Raw genomic sequence first — 16,066 nt, 5'->3', positions numbered from 1 at the left:
CTTCGCCATATCCCCGTTAAGCAAAACACCTGACTACTACCGGAAGGGCACTATGTCTCCCCGCTATCTCATCACAAGCATTCTCACCGCGGCAGGCTTGATGGCCATGAGCGCACATCATGCGAAAGCAGACGAACTGAACGTCTACAACTGGTCGGACAATATCGCGGATGACACAGTTTCCGGTTTCGAAAAGGAAACGGGCATTCACACGCGCTATGACGTCTACGATGGCGACGACACTTTGCAGGCGAAACTGCTTAGCGGTTCATCCGGCTACGACGTGGTGGTGCCATCGTCCGCATACGCTGCCAGGCAGATCGAAGCGGGCGTCTATCGGAAACTCGACAAGAGCAAGATTCCCAATCTGGCCAATCTGGATCAAGGGCTCATGAAAATGCTTGCGTCAGCCGATCCGGGCAATCAGTACACGGTGCCGTGGTCGTGGGGCACGGACGGCCTTGGCTACAACGTAACGAAAGTGACGCAACTACTCGGCAAGGACGCGCCGTATGACAGTTGGGACTTGCTGTTTAACCCGCAGTATTTATCCAAACTCAAATCCTGCGGCGTTTCTGTACTCGACTCGCCCGAGGACGCATTCTCGGTTGGGCTGATCTACCTGCATAAGGATCCGAACAGCACAAACGCTGCTGACTACCAGGCCGTCTATCAGTTGTTTAAGACGATTCGTCCTTATATCACCCAGTTCAATTCCTCCGGCTATATCAACGACCTGGCCAATAACGACGTCTGCCTCGCGCTCGCATGGTCGGGCGACGTCGGGATCGCCAAGCGGCGAGCGCAGGAGGCGCATCGCGCCTACGAAGTTCGCTACGTGATTCCGAAAGGCACGGCCGTGCTGTGGTTCGATCTGATGGGTGTGCCGAAAGACGCGCCTCATCCAGAAGCCGCGATGCAATGGATCAATTACATCCTTCAGCCTAAAGTCAGTGCGGCGATCACCAATCACGTCTTTTATCCGAACGCTAACGCTGCGGCCCGTACTTTTGTCAATGCGGAGATCCTCTCGAATGAAGCGGTCTATCCGAGCGGTGAGCGAATGAAATCGCTGGTGCTGTCGTTACCGCTGCCGACCGAGATTCTTCGCCTGGAAAACAGGTTGTGGACACAGCTCAAAGCAGGACGCTGAGCCCGCCCCGAAGACTATGGCATTGCCGCTCTGTTCGTGAAGTGCTCACGCGCATCGCCGACAGATAAAAATCACGCGCTTTTTTCCCGTAGCGACGCGACATATTGCCTGGCTGCCTCGTTGCCGTGCGCGACCGCGCGCGAGGCAAGAGAAAACCCCAACTGCGTTTCATGGGCAACCGCGCTGCGATCGTCGTCAAAAACTTTTGCAGCGCGGCGCATGTGCTGCGCGGCCTGCGTGTGAAGTTCCGACGCGGCGGCATGATGTTTTGCGGCAGTCAAACCGCTTTCAATGGACCCTGGCGGCAATGGCGCGCCGGTATGTTTGGCGGCGAGATTGGACTCTGCGATGGCAAATAGTGCATGGCCTTGCGCCAATACCGCCTGGTGGGCGGCGTGATCGTAATCCTTGCCCGCCTCGTAATACTGCGACGCCTCCCGGTGAAATCGCGCTGCTTGCTCATGATGCGATGCAGCAGCGTCGAGGTGTTCCTTTTTGCTTTGCTTGGTATTCACGGCAGATCCTCCGATAACGGACTGGGTTCAAGGTAGCCGACTGCTCGCGGGAGGGCAACCGGGCGGAATCCATTATCGAAAGGTACTCTCTCTTACTGTGGCGTGGGCTTTTAAGGGGCGGCGCGGCCCTTACCCGTGCTGCCCGACCGAAAGGAAATCCGTCCCGGCGTTTGAGATTGCACGCTGCCCCGCCAACGGCGAGACGCTTGCCGCAAACTGTCAATAGCGGGTTTGATCGCAAAGTGCCTGACGCCGACTCGAAAACGCAGAGCGATCCGGCTCTTCTCGTCAAGACAAAGAGCACAAGGCATGCCATCGCGCTAGCCGTCTATCGGCCTTGATGAATCGGGAACGCACGGAGTTTTCTCTGCTGGCGCCGAAGCAGTGTGCTGATGCGCTGCTTGCGTGGGAGCAGTGGACAGCACGGTAGCGGCTGACTGTCTGATCGCGGTCGGGGAAAACCGGCCGCTCACGCCGCTGTCGCAAGAATCGCTTCGACGACCGCGTCCCTAGCGAGCAGGTAAGCTTCACTGCGCGGTCCATGGTTGATTGCGGTATCGATAAATGCGCGCTTGGCGGATTGATCGGCGAATCCGGCCGGGAAGATCGAATCCATATCGGAGAAGAAAGTCGAGAACGGGCAGATCTGACAGGCGGACGCGAGCGGCGCTTCCGGAAGCGTGCCGCCGGCGTTCGACGCAGACGCCGTATTGCTGATGTCTGCCAGCCGACTCAATGCGTGCCGGTCCTCGGACACGAGATGCAGCCGCTCCTCCCAGATCAGCAACTGCGCCAGCTTCACGAATGCGCTGTTGCGATCGAGGCCATGTGGCGTGCGTGGTGTACTTGGGCGCGTCGCCAGCCAGTTTGCCAGCTGGTCGGCGGGCATCGGCTCAGCGATCGCGTAGCCTTGCACGGCATCCGCGCCTAGAATGCCGATCGCGTCGAGCAGATCGACGTGTTCGATACCTTCGACCACCACCGACTTCCCGAGCGAGTGGCCGAGTCTCGTCAACTGATAGATAAAGCGCAATACGCTATTGGCATCCTGGTCCGCGAGGTTCGTGATATTGCGATCAATCTTGATCCAGTCGAACGGCAACTGCCGCAGACGATTCAGGCTGCTATGACCGGAACCCAGGTCGTCCTCCGCGAGAATCACGCCCAGCGCCTTGAAGCGGTTCAGTGCCTGCAGAACGTCGTTGCTCGCGGGCAGATCGTCGGTTTCCAGCACCTCCAGCGTGAGAACATGCGGTGTGCAGCCGTGCTGCGTGAGCGCGTGCTGCGTCGCCGCGAAATAGCGGACATCGCTAAGTGCGGCGGGCGGCAGATTGATCGAGACGGCAAGGTCGATGCCGTCCTCCAACCACACATTTCTTTGCGCGAGCGCCTGGTTCAGGCCGCTGACATAGAGGTCGAAAAAGTCGTTCGACGACATGACTGGAAAAAATGCGGCCGGACTTAGAACATGTGCGCCGTCACGCAGGCGGGCGAGTGCCTCGATCTTCGTGACCTCCCCCGTCCTGATGTCGAGCAAAGGCTGGTAATACATCATTAACGCGTCAGAGTGGAGAAGCTCGGTCCAGCGCTGCCGCTGCGTATAGGGAACGGTGCGCGTGCGACCTTCGAAGTTCTCGATCCTGTCGATCGCCAGCCCCAGCAGACTCTGGAGCATGGCAAGGAACGCACTCTGATCTTCAGACGAATAGCCTCCCGGGTAGGGGCTATAGAGCGAAAGAATGGCATTCGCCGTCTTGCCGGGCTGCCGCAACGGAATGGCAATGCTGGAGCGAAAACCCGCTGTTTCGGCGCGCTCCCGCCAGGGCTCCATGCTCGGATCCGTTGCAATATCGACAACCCGGTGCACCTCGCCGCTGCGCCATGCGCGCCCTGCCGGCCCCTGCCCTTGCGGCTGCATCGGGTCTGTCGTGATCTGCTGCTCGCTGCCGGCCTCGACATGCGAAACATACGTGCGGATCGCCCCGCCCGACGCGGACTCGAACCGAAACACGCCTTGTGAGTCAGGGCGGCCAACAGAACATCCCGCGACTTCTTCGTGCCGGCTAAGGAGATTCACCGTGAGGCCGATCAGTTCGGTATAAGTTTCGGCCTCCCACGCCACACGTGTGAGCGACATGAGAACCTGCTGCCGCGACGCCTGGACCTGTTGATAGGCCTCGGTCTGAAAGGCGAGATCGCGCGTCAACCGGCGCGCCAGCAGCGATAATGCCTCGTTATGCTGCGCCGTATCGACCAAACGACGAATCTCAGTCGAGAGGATGATCCTGCTGCGCACCAGTTCTTCGCGATCGAGGCCGACAATCGCGTGCACGCGACCCACCCTCAACGCCATTTCACGATGTTCCCGTGCAGTCAGATCGGGGGACGCCATCTTCAACAGCGTGTCCTGCTGCTTCGCTTTCAGGTGTTCCAGTTCGTCTGGCGACAGCGCTTCGAGAATGGCTTTCGACCTCGGCAGTGCGGCCAGTTTCAGATAAAAGGCGTCCACTATGTGCGCGGCGTGATCGGTCATCGCGCTCAACAGATCGCTGAAAATGAGCCGGCGCGCTGGATCGTAAAGATCCGCTTCGTCATCCATCAAATGATTGATTGCGCCGCTGCTTTGCGCAGGATTCGCCATAAGCTTGCAGTCTCTTCTGTCGGTAGTGCGACGCATATCCGGCGACGAGCACCGGCGCCAACAAGGCGGTTTCGATGAGACGGCCGCATTCCCAGCATCGCATGAATGGATGTACGTGAACCCTATCATAGGGCATCGGCGTATTCCCTCATGACAAACGCCATATTCAGCCATATTCAACGATGCAGCGCGTCGCGCTTGATCGTAGTCAAACTCAACCGCGCCGCTTCGTCTAACCTGGTCGAAGTCGCGGGTTATGGGGACAAAGCCGCACGGCGACTACTCCTTTAACCTCTGGTCACCAGAAAGGAATCGCGATGACAGTGGCGCTGATCGCAGCGTTCAATGTGGCAACCCGATCGTTTACGAAAACGGTTTGCTTCATGGCTGCTGCCTTCGCGCTTCTGGCAACAGGTGGCTGCGGCACCTATATTGCGCCGCCGAACGACGCCGAACTCAAGGCATCATTAAGCGAGGTGCTGGATCTCTATTCGCAGCGGCTCCGGCTCGTCGACCAGGTGACAGTAATCGCACAGGCCAGGCTGAAACACGGGACGTCCGTACTCGCGGAGGTGGCGAGTGTCCGCGCCCAGATCGTCGCCGTGGAGGCCACGCCTGCGCTGGCAAATAGTCCCATAGCATTCGAACGTTTCGACGTTGCGCAAAGGCAGCTTACCGAAGCGGTGTCCGCGCTGATGGTCGAAGCCGAATCCGAGCCGCGCCTCAATTCGGACGCCACGTTCCGCGCGCTTCAGGGCAACCTCGCCCTTTGGGCGACACGCATCGGTGCCGCTCGCACGCGTTACGACGAAGCGGCCCAGATCTACAATGCGGCATTGCACACGTTCCCGCATAACATCGCGGCAAAATTGTGCGCCGAACACGACAAACCTGTATTCAGTGTGGCAGACCGTCGACCATCGGGGAGCCTGCCGCACATCGATTTCCGGGAACTGCGCGGTGCTCTACGCGTCTAGCCGCCAAAGGCACCCCACATGTCACCGGCGATGAGCAAGCGGCGTTGCGTTAGAAGCGATGACGCAAACCGACAGCAGCGACGAATTGATTCGCCCCTGAGGCGCGAGAAAAATTAGAAATCTGGGCACCCTGAATACCCGTTCCCTCCAACTGGTTCGCTCGCTGGTATAACGCTTCGGCGTACACATCCGTTCGCGGTGACAGGAAGTACGTGTTCAACAGCCCAAGCTGGTGCCATTTCGGATAGCGCACGCCAGTAGGCGTGTCGAAGCGACCGTATGTAAACACGTAATTTGCCGAGACATGCCACTTAGGCGTAATGAAGTAGCGCAAGTTGATTTCGGCGTTCTCGAAACGGATGTCGTCGTGCGGCAACGAAATGGCCGTGTCGGCGACGTTGTTGATCGACGTCGCGTTGTCGAGCCGCGTCTCGCTCAGCACGAGTCCGACGAGTGCGTTGTCGTACCGGTAGTTTCCTCCCACCGCATACGTTCGTTGACGGTCGGCGTTAAAAGGCGCACCCGCCGGCTCAGCACCATTCGTGTTGGCGGTGGCGAGATTCGAAGCGTGGTTGAACTGGAAGTAACCTGCGCCCACGCGCATTCCGCCATAGTGGTAGCTGGCGCCCAGGCTGTACTCACGGCTGTCGTCAAAAGCCCCGGCCTTGTTTGAAAAGCCGTACGTTCCACCGAAAGTCAAACCGTGAAACTCCGGGCTCGAGTATTTGACCGAGTTGTTCGTACGCGTATAGTTATCCAGATTATCGTTGTCGTACGGATGCGCGAAGGCTGTTCCGCCGTAAGCGGTCCCACCGAGTGCGAAAGGCTCGACGTATTGAACCACCGCGTCGAACTGACGGCCTAACGTAACCGTCCCTGAACGCTTCGAGGCCAGCCCGACGAACGACTGGAACCCGAACAGCCGGCCCTGCTGCGCGGCTGTACCCGTCATGACGGAAAAGCCGTTGGTCAGCGTAAAGAGCGCATTCAGGTCGCTGGTAATGGGTTCTTCGCCCGTCAGCGCCCAGCGGCTGATGTTGACGTCGCCGTTCTTCGCTTGCCAGGCCGACCGATGTCCCGACGCGTTGCCTGCATCGCTAACGTATGCAATCCCGGCGTCCATCGATCCTGTCAGCCGCAACGAAGCTTGCGCATGCACGAATGGCGACGTGAAAGCCAGAACCACAGCAACTCGCAACCGCGCGTGACGACTCGCACCGCGGCGGTGTCCGCGTTTGTCCCCGAAGTGCGCGGAAAGCGCAATGGCTCGGCTTCTGGCCGATTGCCTGTAATTGTTCATTGAATGACGCGTAGGGTTGGTATCGATGCCGGTCAGTGGTCTCCATGACCTGATTTCAATGGCATTCGATTGTTGAGCGAATATGGCGCTCGACTTTTTACCACCGCACTATCGCGCCCATACAGGTGCCAATGTGTAAAGCACTCTTCCACCACACAGCGCTAATGGCGATACGCAACGCGTCCCCACCCTCAGTCGCGCGGAAACGGCGCGTCGCGATCCAGTAGTGCGGTCCGAACGAAATGCAGGCAACCGATTATCCTCAGCATCCGATAGCGCTCCGCCGTATGGGGTGTCAACTCCTCCAGCCGGATCTGCGCCGTACTGATCGCCACGTTGACGGTTGCGAGCGCACTTCTCAGATGCTTCGCATTGGGTTGATCGAACAGCACCGGCAACGCGCGCACCGCAAGATCGATCGAAGCAAGCCAGCGAGGCTTCGTCGTCCGGCCACTCATTTCGTTCGCCTGTTGCAATTCGCCACGCAGGTCGATGGCCGCGTGCCCCACTTCGAGAGTGGCGAGCATCCATTGCAACGCGTCGCGATGTCGATGCGATTGCGTGATGAGCAGCGTGCGCAGTTGCGACATCAGGTCGTGAGTGCTCGACTGAAAGCGCCCGTCGAGTCCGGGCAGTGGCGCGGTGCATGCCATTGTGACTTGCCCCCTCAAGTGACGCTTGATCTTCTCGACGAGCCAGGGCATTTGAGGCGGAAAGATGACCGCGAACGCGATCGCGCATAGCAGCATCGACGTGAGAATTGCCAGGCCGTTGTTCATCAGAACGTCGGGAGCGTAGTCGATTACATTGTCGGGCCCGGCTAGCAAGCAGAAAAACACTGCGAAGCCGACACCGTATGCCGCCGTGGACCGCCGCGCCGTGAGGAACGCACCGAGGCCGAGCGGCAACAGAAGCGCCGCGCACAAGAGCGGAAACCCATCGATGTTCGGATAGACGTGAGACAGGAACACGCAGCCGAACAGAATCGAGAGCGCGGCTCCAGCTGCAATCTGCAAGGTGAATTTTGGCGGCACGGGCGAGGTCGAACTCAGTGCGCAGGTGATAGCCGCGCCCGTCACCAGAAAGCTGCCGCCGGGCCAGCCGGAAGCGATCCAGAACCAGCTCGCGGCGCCGACCGCCAATACCGTGCGAACGAATGCGAGTCCAACAACATACGGACTGGTTTGTGGTTCGTACCGTACGCGCGACCGGTCAAGCGCATGTTTGCGCGAATTGGCCAACGAGAGGTAAATGTCGAAATACGACAGAAATTCGCCGGCGAACCGGTGAACCAACTCCATTGCGGTGACGTAATCCAGCATGGAGCGTGGCGCGACCCGTTCGATCTCCCGCTGCGTTTCGCGCGCACGCCGCGCGAGACCGCTCTGGAAACCCTTGATTCGCTCCAGTAGCGCCGACATGTCGGCCTCCCCCTTTTGCAGCTTTTTGCCGACATCCACGAGCAGCACGGAGAGTTCGTCGAGAAACGGGGAAATGGCGGCGATCGTTTCTGCCGCGCCGCTGCTGTGCAATCGTTTGAGAAGTTGGTGCAGCGCATGCAGGCGGGCGCACGCATTCATGAAGTCGCTATTCAGTCGTGCGAGCCGTGCCGCCCGGGCACGCATGTCGGGGTCTTCGTACGAGGCGAAGGTGCGGGTCGCTTCGAATCCGACGATCTCGTCGACGAGTGCGGCAAAGCGCTTCTCGAACATATCCGCCGATGATGCCGTCGACAGTACGCCGGCTGCAAAATCCGTGAACTCGATGGTTCGCCGCTTCAACGTGCGGAATAAAGTGGTCGTCGCCTTGATTGGGAAGACGAGCGCGCTCACCGCGGTCGAACACAGAATGCCGATCGATACCTCAGCAGCGCGTGTCAGCGCGGCCAGAAAAATCGTGTTCGGCTGCATCAACGCAGGAACGCCGATCAGCGCCGCCGTATAACCGGCGAGCACGAAGCCATACCACCGAAAGTGCCGGTTTCGAACCGCCGCCGCTGTGCACAGCCCAATCCAGCAGGTCAGTCCGAACAGATACAACTCCGGGTCCTGCACGCAGACGCCCGCGAGCAGAATCGCAAACACGGTGCCGACAGCCGTGCCAATTACCCGGTAAAAACTCTTCGCGAGCACCATTCCGCTGACGGGCTGCATCAGAACGAAGACCGTCGTCATCGCGGTGCGCGGCTGCTGGAGGTCGAGCAGCATCCCGATGCCGAGCGCCAGCAGCGCTGCCGCCACCGTCTTGAACAGGTGCAACCAGATCAGACCGTCATTGAGCGCCCAATGGGACGACGCCTTTCTCGCCAGCCTCAGCCAGCGCGAAACCTCGTTTCTTTGGCTCAATGAGGGACTACGTGAATATCGGAGGTCCATAGGAAAACGCGGCGGTGGTTGCCCTTTACGGAATTGAACCGCGTCATGGCTTCGTCCGTCGCCAAGGGAAGAATGTCCATTCTAGGACCGCCAAATACGCGTATTAAGCGGGCTCTTAGGGAACCTCCGTTGTCGCCAGGGTAACAATGCGCCCGTGCGGCCCACGTCATTCACGCGCGTACGGACCGGGAGAGATCAGCAGGCTCGCTCGATCTATCCTCATCCACCAAGGGACCATTGCACCCGAGGCGGCTAATTTATTACGTCATCCTTTATAAAATGAGTCATATCAATCAAACACAGATGAGGTCAATCATGCTCAGGTCGCTTTTCCCGGTTGTTGCTATCAGCGCCATTCTTGCGGCACCGGCAATTTCGTTTGCACAACAATCCGATCAGCCGGTAACGCGCGCCCAGGTGCGCGCCGAACTCGTCGAACTTGAAAAGGCCGGCTACAACCCGGCGCGCGGCGAAGATCCAACGTATCCCGCCGACATCCAGGCCGCGGAAGCCAAGGTCGCCGCACAAAAGGCCTCGGCAGCCTCGTACGGCGGCGCGACGGTCGGCACCTCGGCAACAGGCACGAGCCGCGCCGCGGTTCCGGCGGCCAGCCTGGACAGGCAATCGCTTTACACCAAGCATTAAGGACAGACCGTGCGGAATGGAGGGCGCAGGGCCGCGAGGGTCACTGCGCCGCCAGCGTTGCGGGTCGCGTATGACTGCGACTCGCGGCGAACGGCTCATTTGCGTACCACCAAAACCAAACAAATACTCCAAAGCGAGCGCGATTGAGCCGCATACCATGCGGCTCAATCTTCCGCCAAACGGCTCAATGCTCCAGATAGCCTTTCAAGGTGTTGATCCCGTCGGAGTGACGCAGTTTCTGCAATGCCTTGTTCTGTATCTGGCGCACCCTTTCACGGGTCACGTCGAACTGATCGCCGAGTTCTTCCAGTGTGTGTTCGGAAACCGCATCGACGCCGAAGCGTAGCTTGATCACCTTCGCCTCGCGCGGCGTCAGCACACCCAGCGCCGCGTCGATTGCCACACGCAGATCGGCTTGCAGCAGGGCGTCGAGCGGGGCGAGTGCGGAGGGATCTTCGACCATTTCGCCAAGCGTAGTGTCTGCCTCCTCGCCGATCGGTATATCGAGCGAAACCGGCTGTCTCGTGACTTTCTGCACGTTGCGCACCTTGTCCTCGCTCATGCCCAGGCGCGCCGCGAGTTCGCTGGAACGGGCTTGCCGCCCCGTTTCCTGACGCATTTCGCCCGCCACCCGCTTGACGCGGTGCATGGCGTCCGCCATATGGACCGGCACTCGTATCGTGCGGCCATAGTCCGCAATCGCTCGCGAAACTGACTGACGAATCCACCAGGTGGCATACGTCGAGAACTTGAAGCCACGCCGGTACTCAAAGCGGTCCACTGCCTTCATCAAGCCGATGTTGCCTTCCTGAACCAGATCGAGCAACGGCATGCCGCTCTGCACGTATTTCTTTGCGACCGAAACGACCAGCCGCAGATTGGCTTCGATCATCGCGCGGCGCGCTTCCTGAAGCGCGCGATCCGCCACGTTCATCCGTTTGCTGATCCGCTTGAGTTCCTGCAGCGACAAGCCTTCGCGCGCCTCGATCCGGGTCAGCTTTTCCTGCTGGCCTTGAATCGAAGGCGCGCAGCGCATCAACGCCGCACTGCAAAGCGGTGCCGCGGCGGCCGCGCGTGCAAGCCAGCCGGGATCCGTTTCGCTTCCGACGAACGTACTAACGAACACGTCGCGCGGCATGCCGCTTTGATCCACGGCGAGCCGCAAAACGTTTCTTTCGATGCCGCGAATCTCCTCGACCGCCTGCCGGACTTCGGCGCTGAGCTCGCCGATTGTGCGCGCACTGAAGCGAATCTGCCCGACTGTGGATGCGATCAGCGCGAGCATGGCCTGTGCCGTATCGCGCTGGCTGATTCCTCCGGCTACCGCTGCCCGCCACAAGGCAAGCCGTTCGCGTGCCTGCGAAAAGATCGCCTTGCAACTCGCCGTCAACTGATTGATGCGGGCTTCGTCGGCCTCGGCCGTGGCGCCTGGTTCATCGGATGCAATGCCGTCGTCGGCCTGCCCTGACTCGCCAGCTTCCATTGTCTGGAACGCCTCATTGGCGCATGGCTCGAAGATTCCGTCGACCAGATCGTCTATATCGAGTTCGCCGGATGCAACACGATCCGCGCGCGCGAGGATCGCCTCGATCGTGGCGGGACGCGAGGCGATTACCTCGAGCATCTCCCGCAAGCAAGCTTCGATACGGCGCGCGACGGCAATTTCGCCTTCGCGCGTCAAGAGAGGGGTTGCGCCCATTTCACGCAAATAGGCGCGCATCGGGTCGGCCGCCGGTCCGGGTTCGGATATGGCGATGGTCAGCGCCGTGGCCGTTTCGTCTTCGGCGACATCGTCGGGCGCCGATTGCTGGGCGGCGTCGTTCAGCAAAAGCGTGTCGCTGGCCGGAGCGGTATCGCGCACAGCAATACCCATGTCGCCGAACGCCTTGACGATGCCTTCAATGGCGTCTGACTCCGCGACGCAATCCGGAAGGTGGTCGACTATCTCCGTGTGGGTCAGGAAACCGCGCTCCTTGCCCAGCTTCATCAGCGCGCGTAGCTGTATTTCCCTTGAATCCTGTTCCATCGACACTTGCACCGCTTTCTCCATCCTGGCTGCATGCCTCCACAAGCAAGGTCGACGCGCGTAGCCGCATGCGTTGGGTGGCGCCGACGCACTGGCGCGGCGCCAGATGAGCGCTCGCGCCTTTGTGCTTCAGGCAAAAATTCTAGAAGTCTTGTACGGGTAGATCAATCGGACATCGAAAGAACCTCAGTTCCAGATTGGACAACAATGGTTCTGTACCGGGGTCCACCGCAATGTACGAAGACCCTTCGCCGGCGCCGGTCAGGGCGGCGGCGAAGGTGGGGACTTGAGGTCCGGCCAATTCACACTGGCGGCTTAGAACATGTGCAACAAGGCAACGCGATAAACCATCTGGTTACGTCCAGACGATACGTCGGCCGAACCTGGAATATTGGCGAAGTCGAAGTCAGTGCCCGTGTTCGCGCTGATCGCGTGTTGATAGGCTCCCTCGGCAAAGACAGATGTCCGCGACGACAGATCGTAATTGAGCTTCAGGCTAAGTTGATGCCACTTGGGATCGAATTGCCCGACCGTCGACGAAAGCCGCGCCTGTGTGTACGTGTAGCATGCGCCGAGATAAAGCGCGGGGGTGAAGTGATACAGACCGCTCACTTCGAAGTTATCGAACTTCCACGCGTTCCATGTGCCGCCAGGAGGTTGCGTGGTGCCCGTGAAGTACGCATTGGCCGTCGGATCATAAACATCGACATGCGAATACGCGAGACCGACGAGCGCCTTTCCGATCGTGTAGTTGACGCCAATGCCGATGTTCTGCTGTGACCGGGCGTTGAAAGTATTGTCGCTGGTCACCGCGCCGGACGAATTGGCTGGCGCAACCACGGCGGAACTCGCATTATTCAGCTTGAGATACGAGGCTCCGATCTGCAGGCCGCCGTTCTGGTACTGCGCACCGAAACCATACAGCCGGTTATTCGAAAACCCGCCCGCCTGATTGCTGAATGCGTACATGCCTTCGGCTGTGAAACCATGAATGGTCGGCGTGACGTATTTGATCGAGTTGTTGACGCGGAACGAATAGTCGGTGTTGTCGTTGTCGTAAGGGTGCGCGAAGAGATATCCCGTCCAGTTACCGTTCGCTGTCATCGGCGAAAACATGTCGACGCTAGGGTCGTATTGCCGCCCCACGGTGAACGTGCCGTACTGGTCCGACGCAATGCCCACGAACGCCTGGCGGCCAAACTCCCTGCCGCCTTGACCCATCTTGCCGGTGTTCACGTCGAAGCCGCTTTCGAGCTGGAACACAGCGTGATATCCAGCGCCGAGATCTTCGGTTCCCTTCAGACCCCAGCGGCTTCCGTAGTCATACCCGCTTTGCATCTGGAACGCGTCATGCCCTCGCGCGTTGGTCGTGTAATTGAAACCATCTTCAATCTTCCCGTAAAGCGTCACGCTGCTTTGCGCATGTGCGGCTGTCGCAAGCGTGATTGCGGACATCGCCACGCAGATTCGTTTCATCACCACCGCTAATCCCCTTCCGTTGAATGGTTTGAATACCTTCGTTTTTTGTCGACCAGCAACGCCTTCACGCGCCACCGCATGAAGCCATTCGATTAATCGATGCCAAACGTTAAGTGATCCAAATTTCTTCGCGTATCAGCGAAAGCGGAAGAGTCCTTTCCAACCTGCGCAACAACCTGGTTTGAAGAGGTGAATCATCGGGAGACAAGCCACCGGCTTGCGTCGTTGCTGCCGAACGCACAACACGGTTCTTGCGCGTTGGCTCGCAACAAGCAGCTATTTTCGGGGTCCTCCGGACTCCGACGTACCCTGGTCATCTTCACCATATCCGGCCTGTGCGCTCGTCCGGCCGGCAGCATGACGCGCAGCCACTACTGCTTCCGCGGCAAGGATGTCGTCCGGGTAATGCGGGTCGCTGCCCGCGCCGGGGTGCCACCCTGCCAGTTCCAGTTCAACCAGTTCTGCTCTTACCTGAGCACGCGTAAGAGGCGTGGTCGATTGTGCGAACGCGAGTGCGGGAATAGCGGCGGCAAGTGCGACGAACGCGCTGAGCACGCCATGTTGGAACGTAGACTTCATGTTGAACGGCCTCGTGGGACGTAATGGTTTGAGCGACAGCCAGTGTTGCTATTGGCTGCCGCAGTCTATCCATGTCCTCTCGAATCGGTAACCGTCGCGCCTGGAAAGTATTGTTTCCGAAAACGCGCTGTTTCAGACAAAGTTCGCAATAGTGGCTGCATGTGCCATGCAAAGTCGTATCGGCGGCATGGCAACGACCAGGCGGTGGCCGAACCTAGCGCACTGCCCAAACAAAACCACAGTCTTTGCACACGACAATAGCCGCCAGCGCAGCCTCGATCTGCGCTGTTCGCGCTTGCTCATTGCTGGAAAAGCACAACGATTCGCACATGTCACCCTCGTGCGCATACGTCAGATCGGGCGAGTCGCATAGGACACATTCCGCAGGGACGCTTCCTTGAACGGAGCGTGCGCCCATATCACGTGAAGGAGCGGGCTGAACTGGCGTTTGCGTCATCTATGCTTTTCTACCTTGATTGTGTGTGTACTGTGCTGCCGGCGCGGCTTGATTTGCCGTAACAAACATCGAAGCCGATAAGGCATCGGCTCCGATTCACCTCACGCGCCCGCGCACGATTTCTGCCGCCTGCCATGAAACAAGCGCAATGCAGCCGAATGTTACCTCGCGTGCCCGCTTGACGAGTGCCAGCGATAGCGCTGTCTCCCGATCCACGCCGACCACCAGCGCGAGAAGCATGACCGCTGCTTCCTGCACACCAAGACCGGCCGGCACCATGAACGCCGCGTGACGCACGGCTTGGGTCAAAGCTTCGATTGCCAACGCGCCGCTCACCGACACCCGATGCCCCAGCATGGACAGCGCCCAATATGTTTCGAGCGCGCCCACAACGTAGCCGGCGAATTGCCAGAGGAAAGCGCCCAGAAGCAGGCCCGTGCGCGACATCAGTGCGTCGATATCCGCATCGAGCCGCTTTCCGTCGATATCGCGCAGCAAGGGGTGCGCGTGGCCCAACAGTCTCGCTGCGAAGCGTTCGATCCTGTGAAATAGCCGGCCACGACGAAGGAGTACGGCCGTCAGGACCGGCAACGGCAGTGAGAGCGCCAAAGCGAGCCCGATCGTCTTTATCGCGCTGACTTGATGCGTGGATATGGCGATCAGTACGAGCCCAAGCGCGGCAAACGCGTATTGCACGGCCATCGTGACCAGCACCTCGACGACGACCGACGCACTGACCGCGCTCGCGTCCCGGATGCGCCAGCGTGCGAGGCCGATTCCGACGAATTCTCCACCAATGCTCGCGACCGGCAGCAATCGGCTGACCGCCTCGCGCACGGTCGCGACCCACCAGAGAAACGGCAACGAGGCCCGCTTGCCCAGCAACAGATACCACGCGTAGGCGTCGAGCAACAATGGCAACGCGTGTAGCGGCAGCAACCACAGCAGCCCGAGTCCGGCTTTAGTGATGACGTGCATGACATCGCCCGCACCTTCATGCAATACGAGCGCGATAAGTATCGCAATGCCGAGCGGCAATCCTATCCAACGCAGCCATTTCATGTCGATTGCACGCGCCTTGCGAGCAAATCGACAAAACCGCCCCGCGTCGCACCCGCGGCACCGATCGCCTGTGCCACGCACGGGGATAGCAGCGCGTCGAGTTCATCCGCGTGACGGTACGACTGCATGCCGGGCGTTAATGGAGCGTCGCCCGGTGTGGCAGGGTGACAATAGATTTCGCCGACACCGCCCGGCAGCCCTTCGAGCGCGGCAAGCCAGGCCGATTCGCTCATGCGCCCGGTGTCCGCGAGTCCGACCACATAGTCGTTGTGTGCGATGCCGGCGCGGTCGAGCCGGCTGCGCACCAGGCTCATCCATGGCCGCAACCAGAGGGGTGCATTGCGCTCGATCGGCAGTCGCATCGCGCGCATTCCAAAGTCGCGCCCGATCTCGATGATCAGCGAGAGCACAGTTGGATGCAGGTGAAAATGCTTGTGCGTGTTGACATGATCGAGTGGCAAGCCCGTCTTCGCGAACGCCGCGAACTGCGCGCGAATTTCGAGAGCAAGCTGTGCGCGAACGTGTGGCAGAAAATAGAAGCGGAAGCCGTCGCGCACCATGTTGCTGCCGAACCGGCCTTCTGCGTTCACCAGTGCGGGAATCACCTCGCGTGGCAGTAGAGCCGTGCCATCGGCGAGGACAAGATGCAAGCCGACGCACAGCTGGGGAAGCGAGCGAGCGCGCGCAACTGCGTCCTCGGCCGCGGGCGCGCCCACCATCAGGCTCGCTGCGGTCAAGACGCCGTGCCGGTGGGCGAGTTCAACCGCTTCGTTTACGCGAGGATGCAAGCCGAAGTCGTCGGCCGTGATAATCAGCATCCGTTGACGCAAGCGATCAGTGTCGTTCATGCCTCGTGC

Annotated in this window: 12 protein-coding genes; 3 read left to right on the top strand and 9 right to left on the bottom strand. The window is 59.8% G+C overall.

Going from position 1 to position 16,066, the window contains the following annotated elements:
• Nucleotides 1–52: 52 nt before the first annotated feature.
• Nucleotides 53–1,153, top strand: a complete 1,101-nt coding sequence (locus P0D70_RS24195) for a polyamine ABC transporter substrate-binding protein (protein WP_408186353.1) — start codon at nucleotides 53–55, stop codon at nucleotides 1,151–1,153.
• A 71-nt stretch (nucleotides 1,154–1,224) separates the two neighbouring features.
• Here the strand turns inward: P0D70_RS24195 and P0D70_RS24190 are convergent, their stop codons facing one another.
• Nucleotides 1,225–1,668, bottom strand: a complete 444-nt coding sequence (locus tag P0D70_RS24190; RefSeq protein ID WP_408186317.1) for a hypothetical protein — start codon at nucleotides 1,666–1,668, stop codon at nucleotides 1,225–1,227.
• A gap of 469 nt (nucleotides 1,669–2,137) precedes the next feature.
• Entirely contained in the window at nucleotides 2,138–4,309 is a 2,172-nt protein-coding gene (locus tag P0D70_RS24185) for an EAL domain-containing protein (RefSeq protein WP_408186316.1), read from the bottom strand.
• Nucleotides 4,310–4,626: 317 nt separating this feature from the next.
• Between P0D70_RS24185 and P0D70_RS24180 the strand changes: the two genes are divergently transcribed.
• Nucleotides 4,627–5,286, top strand: coding sequence for a LemA family protein (locus P0D70_RS24180; RefSeq protein ID WP_408186315.1), 660 nt, complete (start codon nucleotides 4,627–4,629; stop codon nucleotides 5,284–5,286).
• Between the two features lie 49 nt (nucleotides 5,287–5,335).
• Here the strand turns inward: P0D70_RS24180 and P0D70_RS24175 are convergent, their stop codons facing one another.
• Together P0D70_RS24175 and P0D70_RS24170 are read right to left on the bottom strand one after the other, a co-directional pair.
• Nucleotides 5,336–6,472 carry a porin gene (locus tag P0D70_RS24175; protein ID WP_408186314.1) on the bottom strand — a complete coding sequence of 379 codons (1,137 nt, stop codon included), beginning with the start codon at nucleotides 6,470–6,472 and terminating at the stop codon, nucleotides 5,336–5,338.
• A 305-nt stretch (nucleotides 6,473–6,777) separates the two neighbouring features.
• Nucleotides 6,778–8,961 (bottom strand): FUSC family protein, encoded by a 2,184-nt coding sequence (locus tag P0D70_RS24170; protein WP_408186313.1) that lies wholly within the window; start codon nucleotides 8,959–8,961, stop codon nucleotides 6,778–6,780.
• 315 nt (nucleotides 8,962–9,276) lie between these two features.
• On the opposite strand from P0D70_RS24170, the gene P0D70_RS24165 reads away from it, so the two are divergent.
• A complete protein-coding gene (locus tag P0D70_RS24165; RefSeq protein WP_408186312.1) occupies nucleotides 9,277–9,606 on the top strand; it encodes a DUF4148 domain-containing protein in 330 nt (109 codons plus the stop codon).
• Nucleotides 9,607–9,790: 184 nt separating this feature from the next.
• On the opposite strand, the gene rpoD is transcribed toward P0D70_RS24165, so the two are convergent.
• From rpoD to hpnK, 5 genes are all read right to left on the bottom strand, one after another.
• Nucleotides 9,791–11,656 (bottom strand): RNA polymerase sigma factor RpoD, encoded by a 1,866-nt coding sequence (gene rpoD / locus P0D70_RS24160; protein WP_408186311.1) that lies wholly within the window; start codon nucleotides 11,654–11,656, stop codon nucleotides 9,791–9,793.
• Between the two features lie 291 nt (nucleotides 11,657–11,947).
• Complete coding sequence (locus P0D70_RS24155) at nucleotides 11,948–13,108, bottom strand: porin (RefSeq protein ID WP_408186310.1); 1,161 nt, start codon at nucleotides 13,106–13,108, stop codon at nucleotides 11,948–11,950.
• A 279-nt stretch (nucleotides 13,109–13,387) separates the two neighbouring features.
• Nucleotides 13,388–13,690 (bottom strand): DUF4148 domain-containing protein, encoded by a 303-nt coding sequence (locus tag P0D70_RS24150; RefSeq protein ID WP_408186309.1) that lies wholly within the window; start codon nucleotides 13,688–13,690, stop codon nucleotides 13,388–13,390.
• 553 nt (nucleotides 13,691–14,243) lie between these two features.
• Entirely contained in the window at nucleotides 14,244–15,209 is a 966-nt protein-coding gene (locus tag P0D70_RS24145) for a lysylphosphatidylglycerol synthase domain-containing protein (protein WP_408186308.1), read from the bottom strand.
• Nucleotides 15,206–16,057, bottom strand: a complete 852-nt coding sequence (gene hpnK, locus P0D70_RS24140; RefSeq protein WP_408186352.1) for a hopanoid biosynthesis-associated protein HpnK — start codon at nucleotides 16,055–16,057, stop codon at nucleotides 15,206–15,208. Before hpnK ends, P0D70_RS24145 begins: the two co-directional genes overlap by 4 nt.
• Nucleotides 16,058–16,066: the final 9 nt, after the last annotated feature.

This window comes from Paraburkholderia sp. RL17-381-BIF-C, from assembly GCF_046026435.1.
Lineage (GTDB): Bacteria > Pseudomonadota > Gammaproteobacteria > Burkholderiales > Burkholderiaceae > Paraburkholderia.
The sequence above is the reverse complement of the archived record's forward strand: the minus strand, read 5'-3'. Positions and strand labels throughout refer to the sequence as shown.